Source organism: Streptomyces sp. NPDC059743 (assembly GCF_042732975.1).
Lineage (GTDB): Bacteria > Actinomycetota > Actinomycetes > Streptomycetales > Streptomycetaceae > Streptomyces.
On sequence record NZ_JBHWGS010000004.1, the window covers coordinates 183,023 to 200,904 of the forward strand.

Below are 17,882 nucleotides of genomic sequence, written 5' to 3' on the forward strand. Positions count from 1 at the left end.
GCGGTCCGTTCCGGTCGCCGCCGTCAGTTCCAGTCGGTGAAGGACGCGTAGCCGCCCGCGTCGGCCATCTGCTCGGCCACGCCTTCGAGATCCTCGGGCAGCAGGCCCCAGACGATCAGATCGGTGCGGATATCGGTCCAGCCGCCGTCCTCGGTCTGCGTTCGCGCTATCCAGGCATTGCGCAGCACACCCTCGCTGATGCAGCCGATCTTCTGCGCGACCTGCTGCGAGGCGGTGTTGTCGGCCGGTGTCCGCACTTCGATGCGCTCGAACTTCTGGTCCCGGAAGAGCCACTGCGCGACCGCGAGCGCCGATTCCGTGGCGTATCCCTCACCGCGCGCCCAGGGAGCGGTCACATAGGCCATCTCGGTGGAGAGCGCGTGCCAATTGGTTCTCCGCAGCCGCACGATGCCGACGAGCCGCTGGGTGAGGAACTCGGTGACGGCGAAGGCGATTCCGCGGCCTGCCACACGCTCGGCGGGCGCGATACTGGCGACCCACTGGTCGGCGTCCTCGCGCGTATACGGATGAGGCACGGGCGTCCAGGCCGTGATCAGTTCGTCGTTCATCATTTCGATGTGCGCCGGGATGTCCGCCGTCTCGAAGGCGCGCAGCACCAACCGCTCCGTGCTGATGGAAACGTCCGGAAAGGTGGTAGTCATGCGCAGCTCCATGCCTCAGTCCGTCGTAAATGCACAGCATGCAGCATCGGACGGTGATGCGCATGGCCGGGTCCGGGTGGATGCGTGGGCCCCGCGTACGGAAGACATACGCGGGGCCCACACCGAAGGACTCGGAGACAAGAACGTTACTGCTCCGGCCACTTGAGCGACACACTGACCGCCCGGAAGCCGCCGGAGGCTACTGGACGGTGCCGAAGACGGGCACGACCGAGCCGTCGTAGGTGTCCTCGATGTACTTCTTGACCTCGGGCGAGTTGAGAAGCGTCGCGAGCTTCTCCACTCGGGCGTCCTTCTCATTGCCGCGCTTGACGGCGAGGAAGTTGGCGTACGGGTTGCCCTCGGACTTCTCCAGCGCGAGCGATTCCTGAGCGGGCTTCAGGCCGGCCTCAAGGGCGTAGTTGCCGTTGATGATGGCGGCGTCGACATCATTGAGGGCGCGGGGCAGGGTGGCGGCCTCCAGCTCCTTGAACTCGATGCCCTTGGCGTCCTTGATGTCGGAGAGATTGGCGTCGATTCCCGCGCCGTCCTTGAGCGTGATCACACCGTTGTCCGCGAGCAGCTTCAGCGCGCGGCCCTCATTGGTGGTGTCATTCGGAATGGCGATGCTCTGACCGGACTTGATGCCCTTGAGATCGTCGATCTTCTTGGAGTAGAGACCGAGCGGTTCCAGATGGACATTGACGACGGGCACGATGTCGGTGCCGTTCTTCTTGTTGAAGTCGTCCAGATAGGGCTTGTGCTGGAAGAAGTTGGCGTCGACCTCGCCGCTCTGGGTCGCGGTGTTCGGCAGGACGTAGTCCGTGAACTCCTTGACCTCCAGCTTGAGTCCGGCCTTCGCCGCCAGATTGTCCTTGACGAAGTTCAGGATGTCGGCGTGCGGTACGGGAGACGCGGCGACGAGCAGCGGCTTGGACGTGTCGGCCGAGGCACCGGAGCCCGCCTTGTCCGAGGCGCCCGGATCGGAGGACGTGCCGCAGGCGCTGAGGCCCAGGCTGAGGACGACGGTGGCGGCGGCAGCCGCGGTGAACTTGACGGTGGTACGCACGAAGAGTGCCTCTTTCCACTGATGCGGGTGACGGAGCCCGGACAAGGAGTGCGGGCTGTGTGGGAGGTGGGGCGTGGGGGAACTTTGGGGCGCGGCGGCTCAGGAGGCCGTACGGCCGCGGCGCGCCAGCAGGCGCCCGACACCGTCGCCGAGGAGCTGTACGGCGGTGACGATCATGATCAGGACCACGACCGTGGCCACCATGAAGCCGTTCTCGAAGCGCTGGAATCCGTAGGTGACGGCCTTGGATCCCAGGCCCTCGCCGCCGACCGCGCCGGCCATGGCCGAGTAGCCGATAAGGGCGATGACGGTGGTGGTGACGCCGGAGACCAGCGACGGCAGGGCCTGCGGCAGCAGCACCTTGCGGACGATGGTCGGGACGGAGCCGCCCATCGCCTGCACGGCCTCGACCAGTCCGTGGTCGACCTCACGGATCGAGGTCTCCACGAGGCGCGCGAAGAACGGGATGGCACCGACCGCGAGCGGCACGATCATCGCTGTGGGCCCGATGAAGGTGCCGACGACCAGCGTGGTGAACGGGATCAGTGCGATCAGCAGGATGATGAACGGCAGTGAGCGGCCGATGTTCACGATCACACCGACGGTCTTGTTCACCGGCGCGTTCTGGAGCAGTCCGCCCTTGTCGGTGAGGACCAGCAGAACACCGAGTGGCAGTCCGCCGACGACGGTGACGAGCGCGGACCACAGCACCATATAGAGGGTGTCGAGAGTCCCTTGGGCCAGCAGCGGCTGCATCTCCGACCAGGTCATTTGGCATCTTCCTTCACCAGTACGGGCGTCTCGCCCTCGGCGGACCCCGCGTCTGCGGACTGTTCGGGGACGGAGCCTTCGGCGGCGGGCTCGTCGTCCACCACCTCGGCCTGGAGTCCCTGCTCCCGCAGAAAGCCGATCGGCACGACGTTCTCCTCGTAACCGCCGGGCAGTTCGATCCGCATCCGGCCGATCTGCCGACCCGCGACGGTGTCCATCGAGGCGCCCAGGATCGAGATGTCGATGTTGTACGTACGGGAGAGCTGCGAGATCACCGGCCGGGTGGCGGCCTCGCCCTGGAACGTGACGTCGATGACCGTACGGCCCGGGCCCGACGGCGCTCCGCCCACCGGGAACAGCTCCTGTGCGAGCTGCGAGCCGGGCGTGGCGAGCAGTTCGCCGACCGTGCCCGACTCGACGATCCTGCCCTTCTGCATCAGCGCGGCCGAGTCGCAGATCGTCTTGACGACTTCCATCTCGTGGGTGATGAGCAGCACGGTCAGTCCGAGCTGCTGGTTGAGATCGCGCAGCAGTTGGAGGATCGAGCGGGTGGTCTCGGGATCGAGGGCGCTGGTCGCCTCGTCGGAGAGCAGCACCTTGGGATCGCCGGCCAGGGCGCGGGCGATACCGACCCGCTGCTTCTGGCCGCCCGAGAGCTGGGCCGGATACGAGGTGGCCTTGTCGGCGAGTCCCACCAGGTCGAGCAGCTCCAAAGCGCGGCGGGCGCGCTCCTGGCGGGTGATGCCGAGGATCTCCAGCGGCAGTTCGACATTGTCCTTGACCGTGCGGGAGGACAGCAGATTGAAGTGCTGGAAAACCATGCCGATCGCACTGCGCGCCCGCCGCAGCTCCTTGCCCGCGCGCCTGCCGCGACCGGCGAGCGCGGTGAGGTCCTGGCCGTTGACGATCACCCGGCCCGCGGTGGGACGTTCGAGGAGATTGACGCAGCGGATGAGCGAGGACTTGCCGGCGCCGCTCTGTCCGACGACGCCGAAGACCTCGCCCTCGCGGACATGGAGGTCCACGGAGTCGAGAGCGGTGACTTCGCGGCCTCGTGATGTGGCGGACCGGTAGATCTTCGTCAGGCCCGTGGTAGTGATCACTGGGGTATCCATCACTGTCGAGTGCGCGGCGAGGTGTCCGCCGGCACGGGGCATTCGTCATTCGGACGCTTCACGCCGAGACGGTGGGTGAACCGGGAGCAGGCGCGTGCGAGGCAGACCGGGCCGCTCCCGCCGACAGTCCGGACCATGGCGGGCATGGCGTACGGAATCGGCGCGGCGGCGCGGCTGTCAGGTCCCGCTTCGGGGCGCGGGACTCAGGCAGGGGCCCTCAGTTGGCGCACATTCGACACAGACAACGAGCACCGGGCGTCGTGATCGCCTCGGTCGCGGGAACGCGGTAGCTCATCGTGGTCATGCGATAAGTAAAGCAGACATCAAGAGAGCCCTCGGGGGCTTGTCCGTATATCGGACGCCTTTGTCTCACCGTTGTGGCCAACGCCACGGTCCACCGCTCCTCGTGGGCCCGGGGGCGCGCGGCGGGTGCATTTCGGGCCGTAATACGCTCGGGCCATGCTCGTCGCCCTGACGGTCGCGGTCTCCGTGGCCGCGCTCGCCCTCGCCGCCTGGTGCGGTTTCGCCGCCTACCGCGACCAGCCCACCAAGGACTGGCACTTCATCGGCATGGCCGTGGTGGCCGCGCTGACGCTCGTCCAACTGGTGATCGGGATCGTGCAGCTCGCGCGCGGGGAGAAGGCCGACCAGGGCTCGGTGATTTTCGTCTCGTATCTGATCGGCGCGCTGCTGGCGGTGCCGGCGGCCGGCTTTCTGTCGCTGGCCGAGCGGACGCGGTGGGGTTCGACGACGGTGGCCGCGGGAGCGGTCGTCCTGGCCGTGCTGGAAGTACGGCTCCATGACATCTGGGGAGGCTGACGATGGGCGAGCCCACCACCGGCGCGAGAACCACGGGAACGGAACAGAAGGAAGGCCGGGTGAACGAGCCGACGCCGGCGGGTGAGGAGTCCGCGGCCCGGCTGGTCCGTGGGCCCGGTCTGCTGCTGGTCTGGCTGTACGGCGTGATGTCCGTCGGCGCGGTCTCCCGGTCCGTCTACCAGATCGCGACCGAGTTCGAGCACGCGCCGCTCGCCTACTCGCTCTCCGCCGTGGCGGCTCTGGTCTACGCGTTCATCACCTACACGCTCGTACGCGGCGGGGAGACCGCCCGGAAGGCGGCGCTGGTGTGCTGCGCCGCCGAGCTCGCGGGTGTACTGACCGTCGGGACCTGGACGCTGGCCGAGCCCTCGGCCTTCCCGGACGCCACGGTCTGGTCGGACTACGGCATGGGCTATCTCTTCATCCCGGTGCTGCTGCCGGTCACCGGCATCCTGTGGCTGCGGAAGGCCCGCCGCTAGGTCGTGTCTGACAAATAGCGTCGTCCGCCCGCAGGGCGGGGCTCGCGGCGTCTGGTGCGTGCGATCGCAAGGCGGAGGATCGCCCGTGTACTGGACGTACTCGGGCGACTCCGACAACGCGGCGAGCGTGCGTGCCAGGCGTCGTGAGCCAGACGGGATGTGGCAGACACGGCCTAACGCGGCGGACGGGATCCGCGTCAGCGTCAGGCACTGGCCGCGTACACGTTCGCGCCGGCCGGCTTCTCCAGGGTGACGAGCCGCAGACGCGGGCCTATCTGTTCCGTCGACACGGGCAGGTAGCCGCGGCTGCGGTAGAGCCGCAGATTGCCCTCGCTGCGATGCCCGGTGAAGAGCTGGAAGCGCTTGGCCGCCGGCTCGCCCGTGAAGTGGTTCTCTATGGCGTCGAGCAGCCGGCCGCCGAGGCCGTGGTGGCGCAGCCGGGGATGGACGATGAGCTTGGCGATCCGGGCGGTGCCCGTCTCCTCGACATATCCCCTGACGGACGCGACCACTTCATCACCGAGACGCGCCACCAGGCAGTGCCCACGGCCGAGTTCGGCCTTGAGATCGTCGAGCGTCTGGGTCAGCGGCTCGATGGTGTAGTCGCCGTACAGCTCGGCCTCGTTCTGGTAACACAAGTACTGCAACTTCAGAATGTGCTCCGCGTCCTGTGCGCTCGCCGCTGAGATGGTCACGCTCATGCCCATGTGTGCATGCCTCCCGCTCACCTGATCCGCCGGTTGTTTACCGCTCCCTTCCCCGTGGTTCAGGAGCCGCAACCTCCGTCATCAGCATTCTGCGCAGGCATCCCACACATCTCGATCGCAAAGGGCCCAAACTGCCCTGTGACATACCCAACTCGCCCGCGATTTCGCGGTAGGTCGGGTCTTTCGGCGACAGCATCGCGGTCAGCAGCCGGGGACAGTGCCCGGGTGTACGGCCGACCGCCGCGCGGAGCGTACGCCTCCGGTCGGTGCGCAGCGCGGCGTGCTCGGGATCGGATTCGGGACCGGCGGGCGGTTCGTCGCGGTACAGGTGCTCGTCGGCGGCGGTACGGCGGGCGCGGTGCGCTTCCTCGCGTACGGCGTCCCGTACCCAGTGCGCGGGATCGGCGGGCGGGCCCTCGCCGTCGAGCCGCTCCAACAGCCGTACCCAGACGTTCTGTTCGAGATCGCCGGCCTCGATGCCGGTGCCCGGCGACTCGGCCGCGGCCTCCGCGCTCACCAGCGGGCGCAGCGTACGGACGAGATCCGGCACATGCGGTGGCGGCACATGCGGCGGCTCGGGCCACGTGGGCGGTGGAGACGGGCGGCAGGGAGTAATGGCGACTGGGCGTGGCGCGGTGGCTCGCATGGGCGTCATGCCCGGCGTGACGTTCCGGCGGTGCCGGACGGTTGCTCCCCGGCCGGGCGGTCACCCGACCGGGGAACGCGCGGTCAGCGGCTGACGAAGTCCGCCCGCGCCAGCAGGCCCGTGTCCGGGTTGTCGGTGAAGATCCCGTCGATACCGGTCGCGAAGTAGGCCCGGAAGGCGCCGAAGGCGTCGCCGTACGCGTTCGGGTCCGTGCCACGGCGGAACTCGGCGGGCAGGAAGGAGTTCTCGTTGCGCATCGTGTACGGGTGGAGGACGAGGCCCTTGGCGTGCGCGTCCCGTACCAGCGTGGTGGGCGTGGTGAGCCGGCCCGCGGAGTCCTTCGGGATGATCAGGTCGAGCGTCGGGCCGAGGCCCTGCGCGAAGGACGCGATCCACTTCAGGCCCTCGGGCTTGACCAGGTCGTCGACCTTGCGCGGGTCGCCCGTCACCTGGAAGTCCCACGGGCGCGTCCCGGCACCGGAGAGCAGCACGACGCCGGGCGAGTCGACCAGCTTGGCCAGCCGCTGGATGCTGGTGGGCTCGAAGGACTGGAGGAAGATCGCGGAGTCCTTGCGGTCACGTCCGTAGCGGCGGAGCAGCTTCGCGAGGCGCTCCTCCAGGCCGAGGCCGATGCCACGGAAGTAGGTGGGGTGCTTGGTCTCGGTGTAGAGCCAGACCCGGCGGCCGAGCTTGCGGCCCTGCTCGTCCGCCCAGCGCAGCACCTCTTCGAAGGTCGGGATCTCCCAGCGGCCGTCGTAGACCGTGCTGTGCTGGCGGGTGCCCGGGATGCGCTCCTTGGCGCGCAGCGTCTTCAGCTCGGCGAGCGTGAAGTCCTCGGTGAACCAGCCCGTGATGCTGACACCGTCGACGGACTTGGTGGTCTTGCGGCTCGCGAACTCCGGGTGGTCCGCGACATCGGTGGTGCCGGTGATGTCGTTCTCGTGACGGCACACCAGGTGTCCGTCCTTGGTGGGCACCAGGTCCTGCTCGATCACATGCGCGCCGAGGTCCAGGGCGTGCTGGTAGGAACCCAGGGTGTGCTCCGGGCGATAGCCGCTGGCCCCGCGGTGACCGACGATCGTGGGCACGGGCAGCTCCGGGCGGGACGGGTGGTGGCCACCGTTCCGTCCGCGCTCCGTGGCCTGCGCCGCGGCGGGCAGTGCCATGGCGGCGGCCGAGCCGAGCACCGCCGCTCCCAGTACGGTCCGCCTGCCGGGCGTGTTGCGCGCACCCTGTGTCATGAACGCTCCTTGTTGTGGTGTTCTGTGCCTGTCAAGCGAGGCCGAGCGTAGGCGGCGCCGTCTTCCGCGTGGGAGACCTTGGACGAACGTGACGGAAACACACGTCAACACTGCGTATCCAGCCAGTGAACCCGATGTGCGAACCCAGTGAGCCGCGAGTAACGTGCTCACCTGCGGAGATGTTCGCCTCCGTCCACCACCGTCCCACGACACCGGAGGAACCGTTGTCCCGCTTCGCGCTCATCAAGGCAGCGCTCGGACCGATCATGCGCCTGATGTTCCGCATCCGTGTGGAGGGCGCCGAGAACATTCCGGGGAGCGGGCCGGTGATCCTCGCCGGCAACCATCTGACCTTCATCGACTCGATGATCCTGCCGCTGGTCTGCGACCGTCAGGTCTTCTTCATCGGCAAGGACGAGTACGTCACGGGCAAGGGACTCAAGGGCCGGATGATGGCCTGGTTCTTCACCGGTGTCGGCATGATCCCGGTGGACCGCGACGGCGGGCGCGGCGGTGTGGCGGCGCTGATGACGGGCCGTCGGGTGCTGGAGGAGGGCAATGTCTTCGGTATCTATCCGGAGGGCACCCGCTCTCCCGACGGCCGGCTCTACCGGGGCCGTACGGGCATCGCGCGGCTGACGCTGATGACGGGCGCGCCGGTGGTGCCCTTCGCGATGATCGGTACGGACAAGCTCCAGCCGAACGGCACGGGCATGCCGCGCACGGGCAAGGTGACGGTGCGCTTCGGCGAGCCGATGGAGTTCTCGCGGTACGAGGGCATGGACCGCGACCGGTATGTGCTGCGGGCGGTGACGGACTCGGTGATGGCCGAGGTCATGGAGCTGTCGGGACAGGAGTACGTGGACATGTACGCCACGAAGGCGAAGGCGGCGTAGCCGCCCTGTCGGGCGGCGGGAAGCCGTACGTACGGGCCCGGCGTACCGGGCCCGGGCTGCGGCCCGAAGGTCCGGCACCGCTCCGGGCCTGCCGTCAGCGAGAGCGGTGGCGGGCCGTCAGCAGCCCGCGCAGCAGGCCGACGGTCGACTCCAGCCGGGCACGGGCGCCGGACGCCACGGTCCGGTCGTAGGCGGCGGCTGCCCGCGCCCACACCCGTCCGGCCGTACGGTCCGACCCGAAGGCACGGCACCTCCGCCGCCGTCGGCTTCCATCTCTGTCTGACGGCCCAGCCTCCCGGTCCGCCCGAGCGGACGTCACCTGCGGGCACTTCATGCCGGAGGAAGCACCCGCCGATATCGCCAAGGCCCTCCGCGACCTGCTGGCGCGCTGAGCCGGGAGCCTTCCGTCCGTGCGGACGGAAGGCTCGGAAGGCTCCCGGTCAGTGTTCGACGGACTCCTCCAGTTTCTGGCCCCGCAGCAGGAACCAGGCCGCCGCCGATGTCGCCAGCAGGACCGCCGCGCCCACGCCCGACGCGAGGCGGAGGCCGTCGACAAAGGCGTCCTGCGCCATGGCCATCAGGGCCGGCCCCGACGGTCCTGGCAGGCCCGCCGCCACCTCCACCGCGCCGCCCAGCGACTCATGGGCGGCCGAGACGGCGGGCGCGGGCACTCCGGCGGGCGCGGGAAAGCCTCGGTACACACCGGTGACCACGGATCCCAGCAGCGCGATACCGAGCGCCGCGCCCAGTTCGTACGCCGTCTCCGAGACCGCGGAGGCCGAACCGGCCTGCTCCTTGGGAACACTGGAGAGGATCACATCGGCCGTGACGGTGAACGAGAAGCCCGCGCCGACGCCGACGATCAGCAGCACCGCGCCCAGCAGCGGATAGCCGGTCGACCGGCTGAGTACGGTGAGCACGGCCAGCGCCAGCCCGATGGCCGCCAGCCCGCCCGCCACCACCGCCCGTACGGAGTACCGCCGTGCGACCGTTCCCGCGATCAGCCCGGCCGCCACCGCGCCCACCGCCGCGGGCAGTTCGGCGAGACCGGCCTCCAGAGGTCCGCGTCCCTGGACCAGTTGGAGGAACTGCGACAGGAAGAAGACCAGTCCCGACAGACCGAGGATGGTCAGCAGATCGGCCAGCACCGCGCCCGAGAAGCCCCGGTGGTGGAAGAGCCGCATGTCCAGCAGCGGTGCGGGCAGCGTGAGCTGACGCCGTACGAACCGGTGGAGCGCCACCGCACCGGCCACTCCCGCCACCACGGCGTCCCAGCCCGGCCCGTGCGCCGCCGCCTCCTTCACCGCGTACACGATGCCGACGACGCCGACGAGGGACAGCAGCACGCTGGTCATGTCCCAGGGACCGGGCGCCGGATTCCTCGACTCGGGCAGCATCCTCGCGCCGACGAGCACCAGTACCGCCATCACCGGCAGATTGATCAAAAAGACCGAGCCCCACCAGAAGTGCTCCAGCAGAAAGCCGCCGACGACAGGGCCGACCGCCGCGCCCGCCGAGGCCATCGCTCCCCAGATACCGATGGCGAGGCTGCGCTCCTTCGGATCGTGGAAGATATTGCGGATCAGGGCGAGCGTGGCGGGCATCAGCGTCGCGCCCGCGACTCCGAGCAGCGCCCTGGCCAGGATCATCATCTCCGGGCTGGACGCGTAGGCGTTCAGTACGGAGATTCCGCCGAACGCGACAGCGCCCGTCAGCAGCAGCTTCTTACGGCCGATACGGTCGCCGAGGCTGCCCATGGAGACCAGCAGCCCGGCGATGACGAAGGAGTAGATGTCGCCGATCCAGAGGAGCTGTGTGCCGGTCGGCCTGAGGTCCTCGCTGAGGAACGGCGTGGCGAGACCGAGTACGGTCGCGTCGACGGCCACCAGCAGTACGGCCAGGACGAGCACACCGAGCGCCAGCCACCGCCCAGGGCCGGGTACGGGCCTCGTCTCCGTCGCCGTCCCGTGGATGGTGGTCATGTCCTCACGCTCCGTTGTGCGCCGCCGAGCAGCAACTCGACGATCATGTACTGGAAGTCCTTGGTGGCGACCCGGCCGTCCTGCGTCGCCCAGGCACCCGCGCTGAGCAGTCCGTAGAGCGCCTCGGTCAGCCACACATGGCTGAGGTCGATCCGGAACTCGCCCTGCTCCTGGCCGCGCCGGAAGAGCGCCGAGCAGCGGGCGTCGATCCGCGCCCAGCCGTCGGAGACCTCGCCCTCGAAGAGCTGGTTCTCGGTGAGCAGAAAGGCGAGCAGTCCGGCCGAGGGCTCGATACGGGCGACGAGTCTGCGCAGCGCCTCGGCCGCCGTGTCCTCGTCCAGCCGCGCGGCGTCGAGCGCCGTCTCCAGCTCCTGGATACCGAGCTGTTCCAGCGCCTTGACCAGCGCGTCACGCCCGGCGAAGTGCCGGTGCAGTGTCGCGCGCCCGATGCCGGAGGCCCTGGCGACCTCGTCCATGGTGGCGGTCGCCTTACGGGTGAGAAGGGCGGCGGCGGTGCGCAGCACCTGGTCACGATCGACTGTCATGAGTCAACCATAACCCACATGAGACATGAGAGTCTCATTCAATACATCATCGCACCGCATCACACCCGGCCCCAGGCCCGGACTCACGCCCGGACTCACGCCCGCCAGGGCGGGAAGGAACACCTGTATGAAGCCACCCCGGAACTCCCGGAAGCCGCTCCTGCTGATCGACATCGACGGTCCGCTCAATCCGTACGCCGCACTGGCGGCGCCCGAGGCTCCGTACGGATACGAGAGACATCTGATGCGGCCCTCGCTCTGGGCACGGACACAGCCGGGTCCGCTTCCCGTGCTCCTCAATCCATGGCACGGCACGGAGCTGCTGGCGCTCACCGGGCTCTACGAGCTGGTCTGGGCGACCACCTGGGAGGACGACGCCAACGAGTGGATAGGACCGCTGCTCGGGCTGCCGGAGCTGCCGTACATCGCATGGCCCGAGACACACGGATGGGCCCCTCGCGGGACCCTGTGGAAGACGCAGTACGTGCTGGAGTACGCGGCCGGGCGGCCGTTCGCCTGGGTCGACGACGAGATCACGTCGTACGACCGTGAGTGGGTGGACCGGCAGCACCTCGCCGCCGCCCTGCTCCTGTACATCGATCCCGGCACCGGGCTGACCCGGCCGGACTTCGACGCGCTCGCGGAGTGGGCGGCGGCGCTGTAGCCGCCTGCATGACTGCTGTTGGCTATCGCTTGGCGGTGGCCCAGGCGTGCTGTATCACCAGATCGGCCTTGACCTCGGCGAGCTGTACGGCCACGGCCGACGGAGCCGTACCGCCTCGGCCGTTACGGGACGCCAGCGCGCCCGGCACATTGAGCACCGACCGCACCTCGGGAGTGAGATGCGGCGAGATCTTCGCGAACTGCTCGTCCGTCAGCCCGTCCAGCTCGATGCCCAGCGCCTCGCACTCCTTGACGCACTCCCCCGCGACCTCGTGCGCCACCCGGAACGGCACGCCCTGCCGGACCAGCCACTCGGCGATGTCCGTGGCGAGCGAGAAACCGGCCGGCGCCAGCTCCTCCATCCGTGCCCGGTTGACGGTCAGCGTCGCCATCATCCCGGTGAAGGCCGGCAGCAGGACCTCCAACTGGTCGCAGGAGTCGAAGACGGGCTCCTTGTCCTCCTGGAGATCGCGGTTGTACGCGAGCGGCAGCGCCTTCAGCGTGGCCAGCAGACCGGTGAGATTGCCGATGAGCCGACCCGACTTGCCGCGCGCCAGCTCCGCGATGTCCGGGTTCTTCTTCTGCGGCATGATCGAAGAACCGGTGGAGAAGGCGTCGTGCAGGGTGACGAAGGAGAACTCCTTCGTGTTCCAGAGGATGACCTCCTCGGCGATCCGCGACAGATTGACACCGATCATCGCGGTGATGAACGCGAACTCGGCGACGAAGTCGCGCGAGGCCGTGCCGTCGATGGAGTTGCCGACGGAGCCGCGCTCGAAGCCGAGGTCCGCGGCGACCGCCTCCGGATCGAGCCCGAGCGACGAGCCGGCCAGGGCACCGGAGCCGTACGGCGAGACCGCCGTGCGCTTGTCCCACTGACGCAGCCGCTCCGCGTCCCGCGACAGCGACTGCACATGCGCCAGCACATGGTGGGCGAAGAGCACGGGCTGGGCGTGCTGGAGGTGTGTACGGCCCGGCATCGCGACGGCCGGATGCGCCTCGGCCAGTCCGACCAGCGCGTCCTGGAGACCGGCGATCAGCCCGCCGATGATCCGGGCGTGGTCGCGCAGATACATCCGGAAGAGCGTGGCGACCTGGTCGTTGCGGGACCGTCCGGCGCGCAGCTTGCCGCCGAGGTCCGGGCCGAGGCGCTCCAGCAGCCCGCGCTCCAGGGCGGTGTGGACGTCCTCGTCGGCGATGGTGCCGGTGAACGAGCCGTCGGCGACATCCGCTTCGAGCCGGTCGAGTCCGGCAAGCATCCGGGTCAGTTCGTCGGCGGTGAGCAGTCCGGCCTTGTGGAGGACACGGGCATGGGCGCGGGAGCCGGCGATGTCGTACGGCGCGAGCCGCCAGTCGAAGTGGACCGACGCGGAGAGCTTGGCCAGGGCCTCGGCGGGTCCGTCGGCGAAACGGCCGCCCCAGAGCCGGACATCACCGTTGTTGCTGCTCACTGCTGCTCCTTGGAGGGATCGGGAAGTACGACCGCCTCCCCGCCGCGGAGGAACGGGGAGGCGGATGGTTCGCGCAAGGCGGGACGAGGCTACGCCTGGAGGTCGCGGCGCGCGGCGATCTTCGCGGAGAGGCCGAAGATCTCGATGAAGCCCTGCGCCTTGGATTGGTCGAAGGTGTCGCCCGAGTCATAGGTGGCGAGGTTGAAGTCGTACAGCGACTCCTGCGACCTGCGCCCGGTCACCACGGCCCGGCCGCCGTGCATCGTCATCCGGATGTCGCCGGTCACATGCTGGTTCGCCTCGTTGATGAAGCCGTCCAGGGCACGCTTGAGCGGCGAGAACCACAGGCCGTCGTAGACCAGCTCGCCCCAGCGCTGCTCGACCTGCCGCTTGTAGCGGGCCAGCTCGCGCTCGACGGTGACATTCTCCAGCTCCTGGTGCGCGGTGATCAGCGCGATCGCGCCGGGCGCCTCGTACACCTCACGGGACTTGATGCCCACGAGCCGGTCCTCGACCATGTCGATCCGGCCGATGCCCTGGGCGCCGGCCCGCTCGTTGAGCTGCTGGATCGCCTGGAGGACGGTGACGGGCCTGCCGTCGACGGCGACCGGCACGCCCTCCTTGAAGGAGATGGTGACCTCGTCGGCCTCGCGGGCGACGGCGGGATTCTGCGTGTACTCGTAGATGTCCTCGATCGGCGCGTTCCAGATGTCCTCCAGGAAGCCCGTCTCGACGGCCCGTCCGAAGACGTTCTGGTCGATGGAGTACGGCGACTTCTTGGTGGTCGCGATCGGGAGGTTCTTCTCCTCGCAGAAGGCGATCGCCTTGTCCCGGGTCATCGCGTAGTCACGGACCGGAGCGATGCACTTCAGATCCGGGCCGAGAGCGGTGATGCCGGCCTCGAAGCGCACCTGGTCGTTGCCCTTGCCGGTGCAGCCATGGGCGACGATTCCGGCGCCGTGCTTCTGCGCGGCGGCGACGAGATGCTTGACGATCGTCGGCCGGGAGAGGGCGGAGACCAGCGGATAGCGGTCCATGTAGAGGGCGTTGGCCTTGATCGCCGGGAGGCAGTACTCCTCGGCGAACTCGTCCTTGGCGTCCGCGACCTCGGCCTCGACGGCACCGCAGGCGAGCGCGCGCTTGCGGATGACATCCATGTCCTCGCCGCCCTGGCCGACATCCACGGCGACGGCGATGACCTCGGCGCCCGTCTCCTCGGCGATCCATCCGATGGCGACGGAGGTGTCCAGGCCGCCCGAGTAGGCGAGTACGACGCGCTCGGTCACGGGTATCTCCTTACGGTGCATTCACTGATGGGTATAACTATGCGCTGCACCGTATTGTTTTGTCAACGCGCGCCCTGTCGACGTGGTCACCGCACCCCCTGGCGCACCTCCGCGGCCAGCAGCGGAGCATGGCTGTACCGCAGGTCCTTGGTGGCCGTGAGCAGGGTGAGCGTGTCCTCGGCGGCCAGCTCGCGCAGCCGGCCGAGCGCCTCCGCGTGATCCGGTGCGGCCAGCTCCGCGCCGTACCGTCCGGCGAACTCCTCGAACCGCCCGGGATCGTGCCCGTACCACGTACGCAGCTCCGCCGAGGGCGCGGCGTCCTTCAGCCACTCGTCCAGCGCGGCGGCCTCCTTCGCCAGACCGCGCGGCCACAGCCGGTCGACCAGGACACGGGTGCCGTCCTCAGGCTCCGGCGCCTCGTACGCCCGGCGGACGCGTACCTCGTGCTTCTGCCTTTTCGTCGTCCTCGTCGTCCTCGTCATAGCTCCATGGTCGGTCGGGCGCGGCGGTCCCACGAGCCGAAAACATCCTCGCCGCCCGGGCGCGGGCGCGGATAATCGAGGGCATGGGAAAGCGCTACGAACGGATCGACGGCCGGATACGCACCTTCATCGAGGAACAGCCCGTCTTCTTCACCGCCACCGCTCCACTGGCGGACGACGGCCATGTCAATCTCTCGCCCAAGGGACGGGCCGGCACTCTTGTCGTGATCGACGAGCTGACGCTGGCGTATCTCGACTTCGGCGGCAGCGGCGCCGAGACCATCGCGCATCTGCGGGAGAACGGCCGGATCACGCTGATGTGGTGCGCGTTCACCGGACCGCCCAAGGTGCTGCGGGTGCACGGCCGGGGCGAGCCGGTCTTCCGTGACGATCCGCGCTGGGCCGAGTACATCCCGTACTTCAAGGACACCGACGGGCCCTCCGCCCGCGCGATCATCGTGATCCACGCCGTACGCATCGGTGACGCGTGCGGTTTCGCGGTGCCCTTCATGGACTACCGGGAGGAACGGACGCAGCACGCCGAGCACTTCGGCCGTAAGTCGGACGAGGAGTTCGCCGCGTACTGCGCGAAGAAGGACCATGTCGGAGTGAGCCTGGACGGGCTGCCCGCGCTGCCGCTGCCACTGCCCGCGCGGACGGACTGAGGGCGCGGGACGGACCGAGGGCGTAGGACAGACCGAGGGCGCGGCACCGCCGTACGGAGTAACGCGACGGCAGCCCGGGAGGCCGTGTCACGGTGGGCGGCATACGGTCCGAACCATGCGTACCGCTCTCGTGCTCGCCGCCGCACTGCTCGCCGTCGTCGCCTCCGCGCCTGCCGCCGCTCCGGCATCCGCCGCCGCGTACGCCGGGATGACGCTTCCCGAACGGATGACGGACACCGGCGGCGGCAGCCAGCTCATCACCGCGCAGGCGTCCCGTCCCGGAGTGACCAAGGGCAAACTGACCTGGTGGGACCGGCGCGACGGGCGCTGGGTGAAGGCCGGATCCGTCGCCGCGCGCTTCGGGGCGGGCGGTCTGGTGAACGGTGCCCAGCGCAAACAAGGGACATCGACCACTCCGACCGGGTTGTACGACCTGCCGTACGCCTTCGGGATCGCTCCGGCACCGGCCGGGACGAAGACCGGCTACCGCCGGGTGACGAACGCCTCCTGGTGGTGCCAGGACAACGGTTCGCGCTCGTACAACCGCTGGGTGGAGGGCCTGCCCGCGGACTGCCGGGCGAACGAGTCCGAGCGGATGGCCTTCTTCCGCAAGCAGTACGACCACGGTCTGGTGATCGGTTACAACTACGACCGGCCGGTGCGCGGCCGAGGCGCCGGGATCTTCCTCCATGTCAACGGCCAGGGCCCGACGGCAGGTTGTGTGTCCGTACCGGCCGGTGCCATGAAGCGCATCCTGACCTGGGCAGATCCGCGCCGGGCGCCGCATATCGCAATCGGTACGCCCTCCGGCCGGACCGCCATCACCGCTGTGCGGCCGTAGTGCGGCCGTAGTGCGGCCGTAGTTTCCTTCCGGCTCTTTCCAGCTCTTTCGGTCTCTTTCCAGCTCTTTCCGGCCGAAGAGCGAACTCCTCGCCGTCCCACGCCACTTCGTTGAACCCTCCGTCGCTCAAATCCGTATCGGCGGGCACGGCGGAAGGTGAGGAGCGGTCCCGTGGCGAGGAGCAGTCCCGTGGCGATGATGCACAACGGTCGGGCCGCCAGACGGCAGACCATGCGGGCGATACGCCCGCGGCGGTCGGGCGCGCTGCCGCTGCTCGTGCTGTGCTGGGCGGGCGCGGCGGCCGTCATGGCGCTGTGGTGGCAGAACACTCCGGTCGTCCATGTGGATATGGCCGAGTGGCTGCTCGGAGCCGGCCGGCTGACCGGGCTGCTCGGCGGTTACGCGATCGCCCTCGTGGTGGTGCTGATGGCACGGGTGCCCGCGCTGGAGCGGCGGGTGGGATCCGACCGGGTGACGCGCTGGCACTCGACGGGCGGACGGTACGCGGTCGGTCTGGTGATCGCCCATGTCCCGCTGACCGTCGGCGGTTACGCGGTCCAGGCGAACTCCGCGCTGGTGGCGCAGACGGTCACCGTCGTCACCGAATTCCCGCAGATGATCGAGGCGACGGCGGGCACCGTGCTTCTTCTGGTGATCGGCTTCGTCTCGGCGGGCGCGGTACGGCGCAGAATGCGGTACGAGACCTGGTACTACCTCCATCTGCTCACCTATCTCGCGGTCTATCTGTCCTTCTGGCACCAACTCGCCACCGGTGCCGAGTTCGTCGGCAACTCGGCGGCCCGCACCGCCTGGTACGTGCTGTACGGCGCGGCCGGCGCGCTGCTCGTCCGGTACCGCGTACTGGATCCGGTCCTGCTCAACCGGCGCCATCGGATGCGTGTCGAGCGGACCGTGTACGAGGCGCCCGGCGTCGTCTCCGTACTGATCACCGGACGGCGTCTGCACCGGCTGGGCGCCCAGCCCGGCCAGTTCTTCCGCTGGCGGTTCCTCACCGACGGGCTGCGCTGGAGCTCCAATCCGTACTCGCTGTCGGCGCCGCCGCGGCCGGATCTGCTGCGGATCACGGTGAAGGCGAACGGCGAGCACAGCGAGGCCCTGGCCCGGCTGGAGCCGGGCACCCGGGTCTGGGCGGAGGGCCCGTACGGCGCGCTGACGGCGGCCCGGCGCAGCAAGGAGAAGGTGCTGATGATCGCGGGTGGCGCCGGGATCACACCGATGCGGGCGCTGTTCGAGACGCTGCCCGGCGGTCCTGGCGATCTGACCTTGCTCTACCGGGCGAGCAAGACCGAGGATCTGGCGCTCTGGGCCGAGCTGCGGGCGATCGCGTCGGCGCGCGGCGCGCGGCTGCTGTACGCCGTCAACGGTCCGGACGGCGTCCGGCCCGAGATCACTCCACGGCGGCTGCGGGAGCTGCTTCCCGACATCGACGACCACGATGTCTTCCTCTGCGGACCGGACGGGCTGGCCCGTCAGTCGTACGAGGCACTGCGCGAGGCGGGCGTACCGACCCGTCGTATCCATCACGAGTCCTTCGAAATGTGAGG

At 69.1% G+C, this 17,882-nt stretch carries 19 protein-coding genes; 7 read left to right on the plus strand and 12 right to left on the minus strand.

Going from position 1 to position 17,882, the window contains the following annotated elements; all coding sequences use genetic code 11:
- Positions 1-23: 23 nt before the first annotated feature.
- The 4 genes from ACFV6H_RS09050 to ACFV6H_RS09065 form a co-directional block, all read right to left on the minus strand.
- Positions 24-662: a GNAT family N-acetyltransferase gene (locus tag ACFV6H_RS09050; protein WP_093603713.1), complete on the minus strand. Its 639-nt coding sequence runs from the start codon at positions 660-662 to the stop codon at positions 24-26.
- A gap of 199 nt (positions 663-861) precedes the next feature.
- Entirely contained in the window at positions 862-1,728 is an 867-nt protein-coding gene (locus tag ACFV6H_RS09055; protein WP_385540021.1) for a MetQ/NlpA family ABC transporter substrate-binding protein, read from the minus strand.
- A gap of 99 nt (positions 1,729-1,827) precedes the next feature.
- Positions 1,828-2,499, minus strand: coding sequence for a methionine ABC transporter permease (locus ACFV6H_RS09060; RefSeq protein ID WP_385540023.1), 672 nt, complete (start codon positions 2,497-2,499; stop codon positions 1,828-1,830).
- Positions 2,496-3,602 carry a methionine ABC transporter ATP-binding protein gene (locus ACFV6H_RS09065; RefSeq protein ID WP_385540025.1) on the minus strand — a complete coding sequence of 369 codons (1,107 nt, stop codon included), beginning with the start codon at positions 3,600-3,602 and terminating at the stop codon, positions 2,496-2,498. The genes ACFV6H_RS09060 and ACFV6H_RS09065 overlap by 4 nt, the downstream gene beginning before the upstream one ends.
- A 471-nt stretch (positions 3,603-4,073) precedes the next feature.
- On the opposite strand from ACFV6H_RS09065, the gene ACFV6H_RS09070 reads away from it, so the two are divergent.
- The gene (locus ACFV6H_RS09070; protein WP_093603703.1) at positions 4,074-4,433 is read left to right on the plus strand and encodes a hypothetical protein; all 360 of its coding nucleotides are present in this window, start codon (positions 4,074-4,076) and stop codon (positions 4,431-4,433) included.
- Between the two features lie 2 nt (positions 4,434-4,435).
- A complete protein-coding gene (locus ACFV6H_RS09075; protein WP_385540027.1) occupies positions 4,436-4,912 on the plus strand; it encodes a hypothetical protein in 477 nt (158 codons plus the stop codon).
- 203 nt (positions 4,913-5,115) lie between these two features.
- Here ACFV6H_RS09075 and ACFV6H_RS09080 read toward each other — a convergent pair whose 3' ends face one another.
- From ACFV6H_RS09080 to ACFV6H_RS09090, 3 genes are all read right to left on the minus strand, one after another.
- On the minus strand, positions 5,116-5,619 hold the full coding sequence (locus tag ACFV6H_RS09080; protein ID WP_384976488.1) for a GNAT family N-acetyltransferase: 504 nt from the start codon (positions 5,617-5,619) through the stop codon (positions 5,116-5,118).
- Between the two features lie 37 nt (positions 5,620-5,656).
- Positions 5,657-6,184: a sigma-70 family RNA polymerase sigma factor gene (locus ACFV6H_RS09085; protein WP_385540030.1), complete on the minus strand. Its 528-nt coding sequence runs from the start codon at positions 6,182-6,184 to the stop codon at positions 5,657-5,659.
- Positions 6,185-6,348: 164 nt separating this feature from the next.
- Positions 6,349-7,506: a glycerophosphodiester phosphodiesterase gene (locus tag ACFV6H_RS09090; protein WP_385540032.1), complete on the minus strand. Its 1,158-nt coding sequence runs from the start codon at positions 7,504-7,506 to the stop codon at positions 6,349-6,351.
- A gap of 179 nt (positions 7,507-7,685) precedes the next feature.
- Here ACFV6H_RS09090 and ACFV6H_RS09095 point away from each other — a divergent pair, with 179 nt between their 5' ends.
- A complete protein-coding gene (locus ACFV6H_RS09095) occupies positions 7,686-8,402 on the plus strand; it encodes a 1-acyl-sn-glycerol-3-phosphate acyltransferase (RefSeq protein ID WP_176732506.1) in 717 nt (238 codons plus the stop codon).
- 440 nt (positions 8,403-8,842) lie between these two features.
- On the opposite strand, the gene ACFV6H_RS09100 is transcribed toward ACFV6H_RS09095, so the two are convergent.
- On the minus strand, positions 8,843-10,384 hold the full coding sequence (locus ACFV6H_RS09100; RefSeq protein ID WP_385540034.1) for an MFS transporter: 1,542 nt from the start codon (positions 10,382-10,384) through the stop codon (positions 8,843-8,845).
- Positions 10,381-10,929 (minus strand): TetR/AcrR family transcriptional regulator, encoded by a 549-nt coding sequence (locus ACFV6H_RS09105; RefSeq protein WP_384976493.1) that lies wholly within the window; start codon positions 10,927-10,929, stop codon positions 10,381-10,383. The genes ACFV6H_RS09100 and ACFV6H_RS09105 overlap by 4 nt, the downstream gene beginning before the upstream one ends.
- 127 nt (positions 10,930-11,056) lie before the next feature.
- On the opposite strand from ACFV6H_RS09105, the gene ACFV6H_RS09110 reads away from it, so the two are divergent.
- Positions 11,057-11,593, plus strand: coding sequence for a hypothetical protein (locus ACFV6H_RS09110; protein WP_384976495.1), 537 nt, complete (start codon positions 11,057-11,059; stop codon positions 11,591-11,593).
- A 22-nt stretch (positions 11,594-11,615) separates the two neighbouring features.
- Here the strand turns inward: ACFV6H_RS09110 and argH are convergent, their stop codons facing one another.
- The 3 genes from argH to ACFV6H_RS09125 form a co-directional block, all read right to left on the minus strand.
- On the minus strand, positions 11,616-13,043 hold the full coding sequence (argH, locus tag ACFV6H_RS09115) for an argininosuccinate lyase (RefSeq protein ID WP_093603290.1): 1,428 nt from the start codon (positions 13,041-13,043) through the stop codon (positions 11,616-11,618).
- 89 nt (positions 13,044-13,132) lie between these two features.
- Positions 13,133-14,329, minus strand: a complete 1,197-nt coding sequence (locus ACFV6H_RS09120) for an argininosuccinate synthase (protein ID WP_093603292.1) — start codon at positions 14,327-14,329, stop codon at positions 13,133-13,135.
- Between the two features lie 86 nt (positions 14,330-14,415).
- A complete protein-coding gene (locus ACFV6H_RS09125; protein WP_385540037.1) occupies positions 14,416-14,811 on the minus strand; it encodes a DUF488 domain-containing protein in 396 nt (131 codons plus the stop codon).
- An 83-nt stretch (positions 14,812-14,894) separates the two neighbouring features.
- Here ACFV6H_RS09125 and ACFV6H_RS09130 point away from each other — a divergent pair, with 83 nt between their 5' ends.
- The 3 genes from ACFV6H_RS09130 to ACFV6H_RS09140 all read left to right on the plus strand — a co-directional run bounded on the left by ACFV6H_RS09130 (position 14,895) and on the right by ACFV6H_RS09140 (position 17,880).
- Positions 14,895-15,476 carry a pyridoxamine 5'-phosphate oxidase family protein gene (locus tag ACFV6H_RS09130; protein WP_093603296.1) on the plus strand — a complete coding sequence of 194 codons (582 nt, stop codon included), beginning with the start codon at positions 14,895-14,897 and terminating at the stop codon, positions 15,474-15,476.
- 115 nt (positions 15,477-15,591) lie between these two features.
- Positions 15,592-16,317 carry a L,D-transpeptidase gene (locus ACFV6H_RS09135; protein WP_385540039.1) on the plus strand — a complete coding sequence of 242 codons (726 nt, stop codon included), beginning with the start codon at positions 15,592-15,594 and terminating at the stop codon, positions 16,315-16,317.
- 195 nt (positions 16,318-16,512) lie between these two features.
- Positions 16,513-17,880, plus strand: a complete 1,368-nt coding sequence (locus ACFV6H_RS09140; RefSeq protein ID WP_385540400.1) for a ferric reductase-like transmembrane domain-containing protein — start codon at positions 16,513-16,515, stop codon at positions 17,878-17,880.
- The last annotated feature ends 2 nt before the right edge of the window (positions 17,881-17,882 follow it).

Excerpts from the sequence above, each read along its gene's own strand:
- ACFV6H_RS09140 (WP_385540400.1), top strand. The coding sequence starts at position 16,513 with ATGATGCACAACGGTCGGGCCGCCAGACGGCAGACCATGCGGGCGATA.
- ACFV6H_RS09100 (WP_385540034.1), bottom strand. The coding sequence starts at position 10,384 with ATGACCACCATCCACGGGACGGCGACGGAGACGAGGCCCGTACCCGGC.
- ACFV6H_RS09090 (WP_385540032.1), bottom strand. The coding sequence starts at position 7,506 with ATGACACAGGGTGCGCGCAACACGCCCGGCAGGCGGACCGTACTGGGA.
- ACFV6H_RS09080 (WP_384976488.1), bottom strand. The coding sequence starts at position 5,619 with ATGGGCATGAGCGTGACCATCTCAGCGGCGAGCGCACAGGACGCGGAG.
- ACFV6H_RS09125 (WP_385540037.1), bottom strand. The coding sequence starts at position 14,811 with ATGACGAGGACGACGAGGACGACGAAAAGGCAGAAGCACGAGGTACGC.
- ACFV6H_RS09075 (WP_385540027.1), top strand. The coding sequence starts at position 4,436 with ATGGGCGAGCCCACCACCGGCGCGAGAACCACGGGAACGGAACAGAAG.
- ACFV6H_RS09060 (WP_385540023.1), bottom strand. The coding sequence starts at position 2,499 with ATGACCTGGTCGGAGATGCAGCCGCTGCTGGCCCAAGGGACTCTCGAC.
- ACFV6H_RS09110 (WP_384976495.1), top strand. The coding sequence starts at position 11,057 with ATGAAGCCACCCCGGAACTCCCGGAAGCCGCTCCTGCTGATCGACATC.
- ACFV6H_RS09130 (WP_093603296.1), top strand. The coding sequence starts at position 14,895 with ATGGGAAAGCGCTACGAACGGATCGACGGCCGGATACGCACCTTCATC.
- ACFV6H_RS09070 (WP_093603703.1), top strand. The coding sequence starts at position 4,074 with ATGCTCGTCGCCCTGACGGTCGCGGTCTCCGTGGCCGCGCTCGCCCTC.
- ACFV6H_RS09050 (WP_093603713.1), bottom strand. The coding sequence starts at position 662 with ATGACTACCACCTTTCCGGACGTTTCCATCAGCACGGAGCGGTTGGTG.
- ACFV6H_RS09135 (WP_385540039.1), top strand. The coding sequence starts at position 15,592 with ATGCGTACCGCTCTCGTGCTCGCCGCCGCACTGCTCGCCGTCGTCGCC.
- ACFV6H_RS09095 (WP_176732506.1), top strand. The coding sequence starts at position 7,686 with ATGTTCGCCTCCGTCCACCACCGTCCCACGACACCGGAGGAACCGTTG.
- ACFV6H_RS09105 (WP_384976493.1), bottom strand. The coding sequence starts at position 10,929 with ATGACAGTCGATCGTGACCAGGTGCTGCGCACCGCCGCCGCCCTTCTC.